Annotated in this window: 14 protein-coding genes; 5 read left to right on the top strand and 9 right to left on the bottom strand. The window is 57.7% G+C overall.

Features of this window, described 5'->3' with window-relative positions:
• Positions 1-38 precede the first annotated feature (38 nt).
• The 8 genes from FNY10_RS21655 to lsrA all read right to left on the bottom strand — a co-directional run bounded on the left by FNY10_RS21655 (position 39) and on the right by lsrA (position 7,467).
• Positions 39-518, bottom strand: a complete 480-nt coding sequence (locus FNY10_RS21655; protein WP_004867872.1) for an Hcp family type VI secretion system effector — start codon at positions 516-518, stop codon at positions 39-41.
• Between the two features lie 198 nt (positions 519-716).
• Positions 717-1,430, bottom strand: coding sequence for a hypothetical protein (locus FNY10_RS21660; protein ID WP_160704412.1), 714 nt, complete (start codon positions 1,428-1,430; stop codon positions 717-719).
• A 318-nt stretch (positions 1,431-1,748) separates the two neighbouring features.
• Positions 1,749-2,042: a (4S)-4-hydroxy-5-phosphonooxypentane-2,3-dione isomerase gene (gene lsrG / locus FNY10_RS21665; RefSeq protein WP_131048509.1), complete on the bottom strand. Its 294-nt coding sequence runs from the start codon at positions 2,040-2,042 to the stop codon at positions 1,749-1,751.
• Complete coding sequence (lsrF, locus tag FNY10_RS21670; protein ID WP_160704410.1) at positions 2,039-2,926, bottom strand: 3-hydroxy-5-phosphonooxypentane-2,4-dione thiolase; 888 nt, start codon at positions 2,924-2,926, stop codon at positions 2,039-2,041. The genes lsrG and lsrF overlap by 4 nt, the downstream gene beginning before the upstream one ends.
• A gap of 11 nt (positions 2,927-2,937) precedes the next feature.
• Entirely contained in the window at positions 2,938-3,951 is a 1,014-nt protein-coding gene (lsrB, locus tag FNY10_RS21675; RefSeq protein ID WP_131048508.1) for an autoinducer 2 ABC transporter substrate-binding protein LsrB, read from the bottom strand.
• Positions 3,952-3,955: 4 nt separating this feature from the next.
• The gene (gene lsrD / locus FNY10_RS21680; protein WP_160704408.1) at positions 3,956-4,948 is read right to left on the bottom strand and encodes an autoinducer 2 ABC transporter permease LsrD; all 993 of its coding nucleotides are present in this window, start codon (positions 4,946-4,948) and stop codon (positions 3,956-3,958) included.
• The gene (gene lsrC / locus FNY10_RS21685; protein WP_100686369.1) at positions 4,949-5,983 is read right to left on the bottom strand and encodes an autoinducer 2 ABC transporter permease LsrC; all 1,035 of its coding nucleotides are present in this window, start codon (positions 5,981-5,983) and stop codon (positions 4,949-4,951) included. It abuts the gene before it with no gap.
• Entirely contained in the window at positions 5,980-7,467 is a 1,488-nt protein-coding gene (lsrA, locus tag FNY10_RS21690) for an autoinducer 2 ABC transporter ATP-binding protein LsrA (protein WP_131048506.1), read from the bottom strand. The genes lsrC and lsrA overlap by 4 nt, the downstream gene beginning before the upstream one ends.
• A gap of 217 nt (positions 7,468-7,684) precedes the next feature.
• On the opposite strand from lsrA, the gene lsrR reads away from it, so the two are divergent.
• From lsrR to FNY10_RS21705, 3 genes are all read left to right on the top strand, one after another.
• Complete coding sequence (lsrR, locus tag FNY10_RS21695) at positions 7,685-8,656, top strand: transcriptional regulator LsrR (protein ID WP_160704406.1); 972 nt, start codon at positions 7,685-7,687, stop codon at positions 8,654-8,656.
• Between the two features lie 41 nt (positions 8,657-8,697).
• Complete coding sequence (gene lsrK, locus FNY10_RS21700; RefSeq protein WP_160704404.1) at positions 8,698-10,290, top strand: autoinducer-2 kinase; 1,593 nt, start codon at positions 8,698-8,700, stop codon at positions 10,288-10,290.
• Between the two features lie 177 nt (positions 10,291-10,467).
• A complete protein-coding gene (locus FNY10_RS21705; RefSeq protein WP_160704483.1) occupies positions 10,468-12,489 on the top strand; it encodes an NADPH-dependent 2,4-dienoyl-CoA reductase in 2,022 nt (673 codons plus the stop codon).
• A 111-nt stretch (positions 12,490-12,600) separates the two neighbouring features.
• On the opposite strand, the gene rlmG is transcribed toward FNY10_RS21705, so the two are convergent.
• Entirely contained in the window at positions 12,601-13,737 is a 1,137-nt protein-coding gene (gene rlmG / locus FNY10_RS21710; protein ID WP_160704402.1) for a 23S rRNA (guanine(1835)-N(2))-methyltransferase RlmG, read from the bottom strand.
• A 136-nt stretch (positions 13,738-13,873) separates the two neighbouring features.
• Between rlmG and FNY10_RS21715 the strand changes: the two genes are divergently transcribed.
• Together FNY10_RS21715 and FNY10_RS21720 are read left to right on the top strand one after the other, a co-directional pair.
• Complete coding sequence (locus FNY10_RS21715) at positions 13,874-14,374, top strand: M48 family metallopeptidase (protein WP_160704400.1); 501 nt, start codon at positions 13,874-13,876, stop codon at positions 14,372-14,374.
• A gap of 73 nt (positions 14,375-14,447) precedes the next feature.
• Entirely contained in the window at positions 14,448-15,437 is a 990-nt protein-coding gene (locus FNY10_RS21720) for a Gfo/Idh/MocA family protein (protein WP_131048502.1), read from the top strand.
• Positions 15,438-15,521: the final 84 nt, after the last annotated feature.

Consider the following 15,521-nt stretch of genomic DNA (forward strand, 5'->3'; position numbering starts at 1 on the left):
ACTTTCACCTTCATGTCATATGCCGTTTGCCTGTACGGTTAATATGTCGCACGCTCATTCCATGAGTCTGTATAGATAATATTGCCATCGCAATGCTTCCAGGTAATTTTTTCATAGCGCATAAGCACCGTTTCAAGATGCGTTCCGGTATCTGCCCCTGGGTATAAATCCGGCGTGATTGATGTCAGCTTTACATTTTCAAGAATAATATTGAAGTACTCCTGCTCTAACCCGGCCTCAATAATCTGATACAGTTTGAACATCGCAGATTGCAAAGTTCTCCCGGTACTTAACGCCCGGTAAAGCATGGGAGTGACACGGTCAAATTCCTTCTGAAACATAATCGGCATATGAATACGCGTGCCGGTCAACTTTCCGGTATTGCCGTCAATCGGAATATTGACGTTATGGGTAAACGATTTCAGCTCGATAGCCCCTTCACGACCTGATACCAGCGACGGGCCGACCATCGGTGAACCATTTTCATCCGTTAACCATAAATAGGCTGGATTAGACATAAAAATCCTTTTCGTAGAAATTATTTATCGTACTTATCGAATCGTCCGAATAAAATCGGATGGACGATAATCAACAGTATGAATGAAATGACAGTCAATATAAACCAGTACTCAGGAACCAAATACAGAAAAAGGGATGCGCTTGCAAATACCCAAACGGGGAAAAGAATTTCCGTAAAGAGGATGGATAGCAAGCTTTTAAACATGGTAGTGGCTCTTCAGATAATCATAAAGCTCATCATAGTTATTATAGAATTGCATTTGATATTTTTTGATAATATCCGAAAGAATGGACTCGATAAAGTAATACAACATTTCAACTTGTGCATTGTAAAGGATTGCGTAATACGTTGGATCAAGTGTTTTTAGTTGTCGCGCGGCAAGAGCACATTTTTGCTCAGTACCAAAGAGCTGAAGAGCCATGACGATTGCCGGTGTGCGTCTTGACAGACGCTTAATGACAGCATCCGATACTAAATCTGATGCGGAAAACGCTTTCGCAAGAGACAGAGCCAATGCAAAGCGTGTTGCCCTTCCAACCGGTACCTTGGTGGCAATTTCTGTCACTCTGGAATCAACGTATCGTATACTGCCTTGCTGATTGCCATTTTTGCTATCGTTAATGACCATTTCAAAATAGAGGTAGAACATATGACCTATCACGTCATGATAGCGAAAAACAGAAAGAATCGACTTGTGCATACGTTGTTCTTCAGAAACCAATTCATTGCAAACATCATAGTAGCGAGGGAGCAAACAAGAAGAATACCAGCTTACCCGCTCAACCCCAGAGTAAATATCAGAACCAATACCCTTCATTGCTTTCCATGTGGAGATTACGCCCTGCTGTCCATACACCGCTAGCTGTCTGTCGCTCTGCAACTTCATCTTTAAATAGTCCGAGGCTTTCATCGAGTATCCTTACTATCAGCATGGCTAACCCCGAATGTATGCAAAAAAACAAACAACTCAAATAAAACAAACCAAAAACATTTATTTATTTTGTACCAGACCGCCAGGAGCGCTAATTCATTTTTAAATATACAGTTCCTTGCAGAATATATTAATACGTTGAATACATCGCGAAGATAATGTACTCACCGTCCGGTTTATCATTGCGGTAAACCCTACCTACGATACAAAAGAAAGTTTAAAGCACTCCCCTCTCACCAGAAGCATGGCCTGCGATAATCCGCTCGCCGCAGAGATCCCGCAGGCCAGGGTGCACGGCTATTCCGGCAATAACCCCACGAAACTGCGTTTCTTACGCGGTTCCGACATCATCTCGTCGAGCTTTTCCACGCAGGCCAGGTAGTGTGGGGTTTTCTTATGCGCCAGCACCGCCTCATCATCTTTATAGGCTTCATAGATAAAAAAACGGGTCTTCATCTCCGGGTCCTGCAACACATCGAAACGCAGGTTGCCCGGCTCTTTCAGCGCCCCTTCATGGTTAGCGCGAAAGACGTCGAGAAACTCCGCCACCCGCTCTGGCCTGATATTAATCTCCACCAGCGTCACGTTCATTTTCGCTCTCCCTGTTTCTCTTCCTGCCAGAACTGATACGCCTCGCGGGCGCTCATATTCTCATGGACCACTTTTTTCACCGCCTTTAACATCGCCCGCGGCGCGCTGGACTGGAAGATATTGCGCCCCATATCGACGCCGGACGCCCCCTGATCAAGCGCCCGCCAGCACATCTCCAGCGCTTCATGTTCCGGCAGCTTTTTGCCCCCGGCGATCACAATCGGCACCGGACAGCTGGCGGTGACTTTTTCAAAGCCCTCTTCGACAAAATAAGTTTTGACGAACTGCGCCCCCATCTCGGCGGCAATGCGGCTGGCGAGCGAGAAATAGCGGGCATCGCGGGTCATCTCTTTCCCCACGCCGGTCACCGCCAGCACCGGCATGCCGTAACGGTTGCCCGCATCCACCAGCTTAATGATGTTATTGATCGACTGGTGTTCATATTCGCTGCCAATATAAACCTGCGCCGCCACCGCGCAGACGTTGAGGCGCAGGGCATCTTCCATCGCCACGGCAACGCACTCGTTGGAGAGCTCGCTTAAAATAGAATTACCGCCGGACGCGCGCAGCACCACCGGCTTGTTAGTGGCCGCCGGAACCTGGCTGCGTAGCACGCCGCGAGTACACATCAGCACGTCGGTCTCCTCAAACAGCGGCGCGATAGAGAGATCGATACGTTCAAGCCCGGTGGTCGGCCCCTGGAAGTAGCCGTGATCGAAAGCCAGCATCACCGTACGGTTGCTCTGCGGATTAAAAATACGCGCCAGCCGGGACTGCATCCCCCACTCCAGCGAGCCACAGCCTTTCAACGTATAGAGCGTATTCTTCTGCGGCCGATCAAAGCCGAAGTCTTTTCCCTCTTTGATATCGTCTAAATCTGCCATCTCATCCTCCATCAGAAATCGTAGTTATTGATGTTCTCTTTGGTGAACACCACGCGCTCAGGCAGCAGTACGATACCGTTGCCTTTCGCTTCATACTGGTAGCCCTGCACGCTGTTTGGCTCAACCTTTAACGTGCCGATATCTTTGATGTCCACGCTATCGCCAACGTTAAGATCGCCTTTTTTCAGCAGCCGATCGGCAACGTTCACCGCAATTTTTCCCTGCTGCACCACATCCCACAGGCCGAAGGCTTTTACCGTGCCGCGCTCAACATAGGGGCGCATCACATTCGGCGTGCTGAAGCCGACAATCGCCACGCCCTGGCGCTTGAGGTTCTCTGCCGCCTGCGCGGCGGCCGGCAGCGCGTTGGCATCCGGGGCGATAATGGCGTCGAGATCCGGATACGCTTTTAAGATCCCCTCGGCGGTTTGCAGGGATTTGGTGGCGTCGTTATAGCCAAACTGCGTCGTTACCACCTCCCACTGCGGATGCTCTTTTGCGATTTTGGCTTTCGCCTCTTTCACCCACTGGTTCTGGTCGGTCACCGTCGGGCTGGAGTAGAAAAACGCCACTTTAGCGGCGGGTTTGGTTACCTGTTTTTCCGCCATCTCAACCAGCAGGCCACCGAGCTGCTGCGGAGTGCCCTGGTTGATGTAGATGCTGCGGCACTCGGGTTTAGTATCGGAGTCCCAGGTCAGGACCTTCACGCCGCGCTGCATCGCCCGCTTCAGCGCCGGACACAGGCCATCCGGCGACACCGCCGAGACGATAATCGCGTTGTAGCCCTGATTGACGAAGTTGTTGATCAGCTGTACCTGGCCGGACACGCTTGGTTCGGTCGGGCCGTCGTAGGTAACGTCCACGCCAAGCGCTTTGCCTGCCTCTTTCGCGCCGTTGCCGCCGCTGGTAAAGAAGCCCACCCCGACCAGCTTAGGAATAAAAGCGATGCGGTCTGCCGCCTGAGCCACCGCGACACTCATGGCCAGCGCCAGGGCACTGATTTGCAGGATATGTTTTGCTTTCATCGTGTTATGCTCCGATTGTTTTACGCGAGAGAAGACGCCGCCAGGTCATCCGCACCCATTCGCGGTGCAGACTCAGCGAACGCCCCATCACCACCACAACCAACAGCGCCCCTGACAGCGCGCTCGACACCTGGTTGGGGATGCCGACCATCTGTAAACCCTGTTGCAGGTACCCCACCAGCAGTGCCGCCAGCGCCGTACCGAGTATCGAACCCGACCCGCCATAGATATTCGCCCCGCCGAGCACGGCGGCGGTCAGCGCCGGCATCAGCAGGTCGCGGCCTAAATCCGAACGCGCCGAACCGAAATAGGAGACCAGAATCAGCGCGGCAATTGCCGACGCCACGCCCACCAGGCCATACAGCACGTACGGCATGCCGTTGACCGACAGCGCGGCATAGCGTGCCGCTCTGGGGTTTTGTCCAAGTAAAAAGAGGTGGCGGCCAAAACGCCCGCGATGGGTCAGCAGCCAGAAGAAAAAGGTGATGATGGCAAACATCACCAGCGGCAGCGGTAGGCTAAACAGCGTCAGGTTGGCAAAAGCGGTAAAGCTATCGGGGAAGCCGCCAATCCCTTCATAGCCCGTCGCCCCGGCCATCCCCGAAAGCAGCAGCGCCCCGCCGCCGTAGAGGTACAGCGTGCCGAGGGTTATCACCAGCGGGCTGATGCCGGTGTAGTGAATCAACGCGGCATTCACCAGGCCGCACAGCAGGCCAATGACCAGAGTGAGTGGAATCGCCAGCGCCATCGGCCAGCCCGCCTGCATCATCACCCCCAGCGCAATGGCGCACAGGCCGATGGTAGAGCCCAGCGAAATATCGATGCCGCCGCTGATGATAACCAGGGTCAATGGCAGGGCCACAATACCGATACAGATAAAGTCGCTGGTGCTGAACAGCAGCATGTTGATATCCAGCATGCGCGGATTGATCGCCCCAAACAGCAGGATCTCCAGCACCAGTAATGCCAGCAGCGCGCTTTCCCAGTTGAGTTTCATCTACGCCACCTCTTTGTTTTTACGTTTTTCGAACGGGGTGACGTGCTTTCCCCCTTTGTTGCCGGGCTGAAAACGGCTGTACTTCAGCGCCCGCTGATGCCGCGCCAGCGCCTGGCGCAGTCGCCCGTCGAGCACCAGCACGCCCAGCAATACCAGCCCGGCAATAAAGTCGTTCCACCATGCCGGCAGCCGCAGCAGCACCAGTACGGTATCGATTTGGGTGAGGAAAAAGGCGCCGAGAAAAGCGCCGACGAGGGTTCCGGTCCCGCCGAGCAGCGAGATCCCGCCCAGCACGCAGGCGGCGATCGCTTTCATCTCCAGCCCGCTGCCGGTCTGGTTGGGGACAAAGCCAATCTGCGCGGCAAAGACGATCCCGGCGCAGGCCGCCAGCATGCCATTGAGCGTAAAGGCCAGCATCCGCGTGCGGTTGACCGCGACGCCCAGTTGACGCGCGGCGGCCAGGTTATCGCCCACGGCATAAAAATCGCGGCCAAAGGCGGTGCGTGCCAGCAGCCAGGCCCCGCTCAGCAGCAGCGCCAGCACCAGCCAGCCCAACGGTGACACGCCGATGAAGAACGGTTCCGAAAGCGATTTCAGGCTATCGGGCAACCCCTCGATCCACTTGCCTCCGGTCCACAGCAGCATCATTCCGCGATACAGCCCCAGGGTGCCGAGCGTCGCGACAATCGCCGGAATACGCAGACCGACCACCAGTAGGCCGTTAAAGGCCCCCGCCAGCGCACCAATCGCCAGCGCAAAGCCAATCGCTGCGGTCAGGCCGTAGCCGCTATTAAGCGCGGCGCCGACCGCAATCGCGCTCAGGCCGACGGTCGAGCCGACGGAGACGTCGATATTGCGGGTCAGCATCACCAGCGTCGCCCCCAGCGCCAGCAGGCAGAGGATTTGCGAACTGGCAAAAATCATCGCCAGAATTTGCAGGTTGAACCAGGCGGGGTTGAGCGCAATCAGCAGCGCAAAGAGCGCCAGAATCGCCAGCAATGCGCTCAGCTCGCGGTTTCGGAGTAACGTTTTCATGACTGCCCTCCAAAGGCCAGGGTCATCATGCGATCGACGGTGACCGCCTGTCGCAGCAACTCCCCGCTCTGCCGGCCCTGGTGCATAACCACCACCCGGTCGGCCAGCCCGACAAACTCATCCAGATCGCTTGATATCATCAGCACCGCCACATTTTGCGCGGCGACGCTTTTCAGCAGTTGATAGATGTCGGCCCGGGCGGACACATCCACACCGCGCGTCGGTTCATCGACAATCAGCAGCAGCGGGTTGGCTTCCAGACAGCGGGCCAGCAGCACCTTTTGCTGGTTGCCGCCGGAGAGCGTGCGCACGGTCTGATCGCTGTGATTGAGTTTGATGCCCAGCGCCCGGTGGTAGCGCTCCACCACCGCCGCTTCGCGCTGGCGCTGCTGCCACCACGACGGCTGGTTAAATAGCACCGTGTTCCAGCGCACCGGGGCATCGAGAAACAGCCCCGAGACCTGCCGATCCTCCGGCAGATAAACCAGCCCGCTGGCGAGCCGCGCGCGCGTGCTGTCGCGACTGATATCGCGGTTTTCCAGCCAGATTCGACCGGCTCGTGGCGGGCGCAGGCCATAGAGCGTCTCGGCAAATTCGCTGCGCCCGGATCCCACCAGCCCGGCGAGGCCAACGATCTCCCCGGCGCGGATCTCCAGACTGAGATCGATAAAGCCTTCCCCGGTCAGAGAGTCCACCCGCAGCACCGGGAAATCCTGCGGCTGAGTGCGGCGATTCCCCGGCAGCGCCAGCCATAGCTTCTGGGTATCGCTGAGATCGTGTCCGCGCACGCCGGGGGTCATGGCCTCGATCAGCTCAGCGTCGCTGTAGCTCGCGGTGTCGCCGCTCAGCACCACCGCGCCGTCGCGCATGACCGAAATATGGCTGGCGATCTGACGGATCTCCGGCAGCTTATGCGAGATAAACACAATACCGACGCCGAGCCCCTGCAGAGCGCGGATCTGACGAAACAACCTCTCCGTCTCGCCGGGGGTTAACGAAGCGGTGGGTTCATCGAGGATCAGGATCTGCGCATCGCGCATCAGACCGCGCAGGATCTCCACCATCTGCTGATCCGCCACTTCCAGCGTCCCGGCCACCGCCTCCAGATTGAGCTGGCAGTTCAGCTGCCGCAGCGTCTCCTGCAGCCGCCCGTTGTTATCGGGCCGTCCGGGCAGGCGGAAAAGAATATTTTCCCGAACCGTCAGGTTGGGAAACAGCATCGGTTCCTGAGGAACAAGGTAAACGCCCAGCTGATGAGCCAGCGCCGGGTTGAGACGCGCAAAAGCGCGGCCACCAAGAATGAGTTCACCACCATCGGGCGTTTCCACCCCGGCGATAATCTTCATCAGCGTCGATTTTCCCGCGCCATTACCGCCCATCAGCGCATGCACCTGGCCGGAAAAGAGCGTGAAATCAATGTCCTTTAACACGGCGATACCGGAGAACTGTTTGCGAATCTGACGGGCTTCGAGCAGTGGCTTCATCATCGCGCCTCGTATGAACAAATGATTTTTTAATTTAACAATGTTCAAAAGCGTAGACGGTGAACTATATTTACAACCGTGCAAAGATCACAATTTCATGCTTTAGATCGTTGGAAAAAACCTGCAAACAATGAAAGATCGGTTTTGCCGGGCGGCTCACACTTTCCGACCGCGCAATAACGAACATATGATCTAAATTTTTATAAGAGTTCACTTTATGAGCGAAAAACGCATTACGGAAGAGAGCCGCTACGCGGGACTGGCGTTAGCCGAAGAGGAGCTGGTGGCACGGGTAGCCTGGTGTTATTACCACGACGGATTGACGCAGAACGATATCGGCGAGCGCCTGGGGCTGCCGCGGTTAAAGATCTCCCGCCTGCTGGAGAAAGGCCGCCAGTCCGGGGTGATCCGCGTGCAGATCAACTCCCGCTATGAAGGGTGTCTGGCACTGGAAACCGAGCTGCAACAGCGTTTTGACCTGAAGATTGCCCGCGTGCTGCCGGCGCTCAATACGCCGCCGATGAATACACGACTGGGCATCGGCGCGGCGCAATCGCTGATGGGGGTACTGGAACCGGGACAGCTGCTGGCGGTGGGATTTGGCGAAGCCACTATGAGCTGTTTGCAGCACCTGAGCGGGTTTATCAGTTCGCAGCAGGTGCGTCTGGTGACGCTTTCCGGCGGCGTGGGTCCCTATATGACCGGTATCGGCCAGCTGGATGCCGCCTGTCGCGTCAGCATCATTCCGGCGCCGCTGCGGGTCTCTTCGGCCGACGTGGCTGACATTCTGCGGCGCGAGTCGAGCGTCCGGGATGTGATCCTGGCGGCCACCGCGGCGGATGCGGCGGTCGTAGGCATCGGCGCCATCGACCAGCGCCGCGACGCGACTATCCTGCGCTCCGGCTACATCAGCGAAGGTGAACAGTTGATGTACGCCCGTAAAGGCGCGGTGGGCGACATTTTAGGTTATTTCCTGCAGGCCGACGGCAGGCGGGTTGAGGATCTGGAGATTCACCGGGAATTACTCGGCGTCACCCTCGACGAGCTGGCGCAGCTGCCAACGATTGTCGGCGTTGCCGGTGGCTCGGAAAAAGCGCAGGCGATTTATGCCGCCCTGACGGGCAAACGCATCAATGGCCTGGTAACGGAAGAGACAACAGCACGCGCGGTGCTCACGCTGGCCTCCTGACGGACGGCCCTGCGCCGCGCAACAACCGCGAGGCGCATGTCATGAGTTACCTGTTAGCGTTAGATGCCGGGACCGGCAGTATTCGGGCGGTGATTTTCGATCTCAGCGGCCACCAGGTCGCGGTCGGCCAGGCGGAATGGAAGCACCTGAGCGTGGAAAATGTTCCCGGCTCGATGGAGTTTGACCTTACCACCAACTGGCTGCTGGCCTGCCAGTGTATCCGCCAGGCGCTGGCAAACGCGCACCTCCAGGCGGGAGATATTCAGTCCGTCGCCTGCTGTTCCATGCGCGAGGGGATTGTGCTTTACGACCGCAACGGCGAGGCTATCTGGGCCTGCGCCAACGTCGATGCCCGCGCCAGCCGTGAAGTTGCGGAGCTTAAAGAGATCCATGATTATCATTTTGAATCTGAAGTCTATGACGTCTCGGGCCAGACGCTGGCATTAAGCACCATGCCGCGCCTGCTGTGGCTGGCCCACCATCGCCCGGATATCTACCGTCAGGCCGCCACCATCACCATGATTAGCGACTGGCTGGCGGCAAAACTCTCCGGCGAGCTGGCCGTCGATCCCTCCAACGCCGGTACCACCGGCATGCTCGACCTGTTCAGCCGCGACTGGCGACCAGCGCTGCTTGATATGGCCGGGCTGCGCGCCGATATTCTCTCCCCGGTTAAAGAAACCGGCACTCTGCTCGGCGCCGTGAGCAAGGAGGCCGCGCGGCAAAGCGGCCTGCGGGAAGGCACGCCGGTGGTCATGGGCGGCGGCGATGTGCAGCTCGGCTGCCTGGGTCTGGGAGTGGTACGCGCTGGTCAAAGCGCGGTGCTGGGGGGCACCTTCTGGCAACAGGTGGTGAATCTGCCGAAGGTCCGTACCGACCCACAGATGAATATTCGCATCAACCCGCACGTCATTCCCGGCATGGCGCAGGCCGAGTCAATCAGCTTCTTCACCGGCCTGACCATGCGCTGGTTCCGCGATGCGTTTTGCGCCGAAGAGAAGCTGGTTGCCGAACGCCTGGGGGTGGATGCCTATGCCCTGCTCGAAGAGATGGCCAGCCGCGTACCGGCGGGTTCCCACGGCGTGATGCCGATCTTCTCCGATGCCATGCACTTTAAGCAGTGGTATCACGCCGCGCCGTCGTTTATTAACCTTTCTATCGATCCAGAGAAATGCAACAAGGCCACTCTGTTCCGCGCGCTGGAAGAGAACGCGGCGATTGTCTCCGCCTGCAACCTGGCGCAAATCTCCCGCTTTTCCGGCGTGACCTTCGACAGCCTGGTGTTTGCCGGAGGCGGGTCGAAAGGGGCATTGTGGAGCCAGATTCTCAGCGATGTCACCGGCTTGCCGGTGCGGGTCCCGGTGGTGCGTGAAGCCACGGCGCTGGGCTGCGCGATCGCCGCCGGAACCGGCGCCGGTTTGTACAGCGATATGGCCAGCACCGGCGAGAAGCTGGTGAGCTGGCATCGGGTGTTTACCCCCGATCCGGCACACCGCGAACTGTACCAGGGGATGATGGAGAAATGGCAATCGGTCTATGCCGACCAGCTGGGGCTGGTCGACAGCGGGCTGACCACCTCGATGTGGCAGGCGCCAGGCCTTGAACGGCGACCGCCTGTCGTTCCGGCACCCTGAGCGTCCATTCCTGCCCATGCCCCCTTCCCACAGCGGAGGGGGACATTCTCGCCATCGTTATTTGAATCCCATCACAATCACCGCACGCCCTTTTTCACTTTTCGCTGACGACGGCTAAATTAGTAACTCATCCGACCACATAACAATAATGTTACATATAAGAGACTGGAAGCCATGATGAGCCACTATCCGTCGTTATTCGCCCCGCTCGACCTGGGGTTCACCCAGCTGAAAAACCGTGTGCTGATGGGGTCCATGCACACCGGGTTGGAAGAACATGCCGACGGTGCAGAGCGACTGGCGGCCTTCTACGCCGAGCGTGCCCGCCACGGGGTCGCGCTGATCGTCACCGGCGGAATTGCGCCAGCGGCCTCCGGCGTCACAATGGCTGGCGGCGCGGTGCTCGACGATAGCCGCCATCTCGTGCACCATCGGTACATTACCGATGCGGTCCATCGCGAAGGGGGCAAAATCGCCCTGCAAATTTTGCATACCGGCCGCTATAGCTATCAGCCGCGGCCGGTGGCCCCGTCGGCATTGCAGGCGCCAATTAACCGCTTTACCCCGCATGCGCTCAGCCATGATGAGATCTTACAGCTAATAGAGGATTTCGCCCGCTGCGCGCAGCTGGCCCGCGAGGCCGGCTACGATGGTGTCGAAGTCATGGGTTCAGAGGGGTATTTAATCAACGAGTTCCTCGCTGCGCGCACCAACCAGCGCGACGACCCGTGGGGCGGCGATTACGTCCGCCGCATGCGCTTTGCCGTAGAAGTGGTGCGTGCGGTACGCGAACGAGCCGGCCATGACTTTATTATTATCTACCGCCTGTCGATGCTCGACCTGGTCAACGACGGCAGTACGCTGCCGGAAGTGATTGAACTGGCGCAGGCTATCGAGGCGGCTGGCGCGACCCTCATCAACACCGGTATCGGCTGGCACGAAGCGCGGATTCCGACCATTGCGACGCCGGTCCCGCGCGGCGCCTTCAGCTGGGTCACCCGGAAGCTGAAAGGCGCGGTGTCGATCCCCCTGGTCACCACTAACCGCATCAACGATCCGCAGGTCGCGGAGGCTCTCCTCGCCCGCGGCGACGCCGATATGGTGTCAATGGCGCGCCCGTTTCTTGCCGATGGCGAATTCCTTGCCAAAGCGCAAAGCGGGCGCGCCGATGAGATCAACACCTGTATCGGCTGCAACCAGGCCTGCCTGGATCAGATCTTCGCCGGGAAAGTGACCTCCTGCCTGGTCAACCCGCGAGCCTGCCACGAAACCCTGATGCCGGTTACGCCTGCTGCCGGGCCAAAGCGCCTGGCGGTTGTGGGCGCAGGCCCCGCCGGTCTGGCCTTTGCCGTCAATGCCGCCGCGCGCGGCCACTCTGTCACCCTGTTTGATGCGCAGCAGGAGATTGGCGGGCAGTTTAATATCGCCAAACAGATCCCCGGCAAAGAGGAGTTTTACGAAACGCTGCGCTACTACCGGCGCATGCTGGATCTGCACGGCGTTAATCTGCAGCTGGGCCAGCAGGTCACAGCGGATCGCTTGCTGCCATTTGACGAAACGATCCTCGCCACCGGGATCGCCCCGCGAATGCCGGAGATCGCCGGAATAACGCACGCAAAAGTTCTGAGTTATCTCGATGTCCTGCGCGACAAGGCGCCGGTGGGTCAGAGCGTTGCGATTATCGGCTGCGGCGGGATCGGCTTTGATACCGCGATGTACCTGAGCCAGCCGGGCGTTGCCACCAGCCAGAATATCGACGCCTTCTGCAGAGAATGGGGCATCGATACCACGCTGCAGAGCGCAGGCGGACTGCGTGCGGAAGGGCCGCAGCGAGAGAAAAGCCCGCGGCGCATTGTGATGCTCCAGCGCAAGGCCAGTAAACCTGGCGATGGATTAGGGAAAACCACCGGCTGGATCCATCGGGCGACGCTGCTGGCCCGCGGCGTCAACATGATCCCTGGAGTCAGCTACCAGAAGATCGACGATGAGGGATTACATGTCACGATCGGTGGCGAAGTCCAAATATTGCGTGTTGATCAGGTGATTATCTGCGCCGGTCAGGAGCCGAAACGCGAGCTGGCGGATCCGCTGCGCGCGGCAGGGAAAGTGGTGCATCTGATTGGCGGGTGCGATGTCGCGATGGAGCTGGACGCTCGCCGCGCCATCGCCCAGGGGACGAAACTGGCGCTGGAGATTTAACGGGATTTCCCGGGGGCGCTGCGCTTGCCCGGGCTACATGTGCGGGCGACGTGAGATGAGTAGCCCGGCTAAGGCGAACGCCGCCAGCCGGGATGTCCTGGCGGTCTGCGATTAGCGCAACTTACGCAGTTTCACCGCTTTCAACACCACAAATTTATTGTTGGTGGCGACGGTAGCGCAATTACCGAAAATTTTCTTCAGCTTGTGGAAATAATCCAGGTGGCGGTTGGCCACAATATACAGCTCACCGTTGATCTTCAGGCAGCGGCGCGCGTGGTGGAACATCTCCCAGGCGATATTATCGGTTAACGCGTGTTTCTGGTGGAACGGCGGGTTGCACAACACGGCGTTGAAGCGGAAAGGTTCCACGCCGGACAGCGCGTTATTAATCATAAACTCGCAGCGATCCAGCGCCTCGGGCATGTTGGTCTCCACGTTCAGGCGACTGGAGGCGACGGCCATCGGCGACTCATCGACGAACACCACGTTAGCCTGCGGGTTCTTCTCCAGCAGCGTCAGGCCAATCACCCCGTTGCCACAGCCCAGATCGACAATCTCGCCTTCAAGATCCGCCGGCAGGTGTTCGATAAAGAATCGCGCGCCGATATCCAGCCCGGTGCGGGAGAACACGTTCGCGTGGTTGTGAATGGTCCAGTCGGTCCCCTCCAGCTTCCAGCTCAGCGTCTGCGGCGCATCGGCAAGTTCTGGCTTACTGAAAGTACAGTTGATCAGGCGGGCTTTCTTCCAGGCCAGAGTGGTAGTAGTCGGCCCCAGCACTTTCTCAAACAGCTCCAGCGTAGAAGTATGGATATCGCGCGCCTTTGCGCCGGCGATAATGCGGGTTTGCGGCGTCACGACCTGGCGCAGCGCGCGCAGCTGCTGCTCGAGCAAGGCCAGCGTTTTCGGCACTTTCATCAGGACAACGCCTGGCACCGACGGATACTCCGCGGTGCTGTCGAGAAACTTGACGCTGGATTCCGCAATATCGTTATGGCGTAAATTCTCACGCGTGGCGAGTTCGGTGAGGTAAGAGTCGCCGATGCTAAACGGCGTATGCTCCGCCAGCGCGCAGCTCAGTGCGCCAAAGGTATCGTTGAAAATCAGGACCGGGCCGTTAATCTCCGTGTCATCCAACTGCTGCAGCAGATATTCATCCGCCGCTTCCCACGCCAGTAGCGGGTTAACGTCATCCGTTTCTGGAAAACGTTTTAGTGTCAGTGAACGGAAACCGTTGTCTAAGTGGCTCATCGGCCCTCCTGAGTGGTAAAATTTCGGCGTTATCCCTGAAAGGGTGCGTGAGTATACCCTTTTTATACACAAAATCATTCAAGATGCGCCGATGCAGCCTGAAGGAGGATGTGAAGATCTTTTATCTGGAGCCGTCATGAGTCAACTCACTTACCTGCAGGGCTATCCGGAGAATTTACTTTCTCAGGTCCGCACATTGATTGCCGAACAGCGCCTGGGGGCGGTCCTGCAGAAACGCTACCCGGAAGGCCATGACGTCAATAACGATAAGGCGCTATATCAATACACCCAGGATCTGAAAACCCGCTATTTGCGCGGCTCGGCGCCGGTCAATAAGGTGATGTACGACAGTAAGATCCACGTCCTGAATAACGCGCTAGGTCTGCATACCGCCATTTCGCGGGTTCAGGGCGGTAAGCTGAAAGCGAAAGCCGAAATCCGGGTGGCGACGGTGTTCCGCGATGCGCCGGAGGCATTTTTACGCATGATCGTGGTGCATGAGCTGGCGCACCTTAAAGAGAAGGAGCACAACAAGGCCTTCTATCAACTGTGTTGCTATATGGAGCCGCAGTACCACCAGCTGGAGTTCGATACCCGTCTGTGGCTGACGCATCTTTCGTTAAATCGTTCTGCGTAGTCGCGCACTGGTTTTGTCATGATGGCATGTTAGAGTGGCCCAAGGTCCCCTTTAACGGAGTTCGTTAACGTTTATGATACGTTTCGCTGTTGTTGGCACAAACTGGATAACAAAACAGTTTGTCGATGCCGCCCATGAAACGGGCAAATATAAACTCACCGCCATTTACTCCCGCAGTCTTGAACAAGCGCAGGCCTTTGCCAGCGATTATCCCGTCGAGCAGCTGTTTACCTCGCTGGACGAGCTGGCGCAAAGCGATGCCGTCGACGCGGTGTACATTGCCAGCCCGAACTCCCTGCACTTCCCGCAAACAAAGCTGTTTCTGAGCCATAAAAAGCACGTAATTTGCGAAAAACCGCTGGCCTCAAACCTGCGGGAAGTCGAAGACGCTATCCGTATCGCTCGCGAAAACCAGGTGGTGCTGTTCGAAGCCTTCAAGACCGCCAGCCTGCCGAATTTTCTGCTGCTGCAACAGTCGCTCGGCAAGGTAGGTAAACTGCATAAAGCGTTTATCAACTACTGCCAGTACTCCTCCCGCTATCAGCGCTATCTCGACGGTGAGAACCCGAACACCTTCAACCCGGCCTTCTCGAACGGCTCGATTATGGATATCGGTTTCTATTGTCTGGCCTCGGCGGTGGCGCTGTGGGGCGAGCCGCGCGCGGTTCACGCCAGCGCCAGCCTGCTGGACAGCGGCGTTGATGCCCAGGGCAGCGTGATCCTGAACTACGCCGATTTTGACGTCACCCTGCACCACTCCAAAGTGAGCGACTCCACGCTGCCAAGCGAAATTCAGGGCGAAGCCGGTGCGCTGACGATCGAAAAAATCTCCGAGTGCCAGAAGATCTGTTTCATCCCACGCGGCGGGAAGGCTCAGGATCTGACGCAGCCGCAGCATATCAATACCATGCTGTACGAGGCAGAAGAGTTTGCACGTCTGGTGGAGAACAACCAGGTTGTTCACCCGGGGCTGGAAGTCAGCCGCATTACGGCGAAGCTGCTGAGTGAAATACGCCGCCAGACCGGCGTCGTATTCCCGGCGGATAATCCGCAGGTGGCGTAAAAGAGTGTAAAGGGAGCGTCAGCCACCATTGACGCCATTTATCCCTTGTCATATTTTGTTACCTGCAAAGGGGAGTAACTTCCT

Origin of the sequence: Klebsiella sp. Lac1, assembly GCF_009825425.1 — a bacterium.
GTDB lineage: Bacteria > Pseudomonadota > Gammaproteobacteria > Enterobacterales > Enterobacteriaceae > Klebsiella > Klebsiella electrica.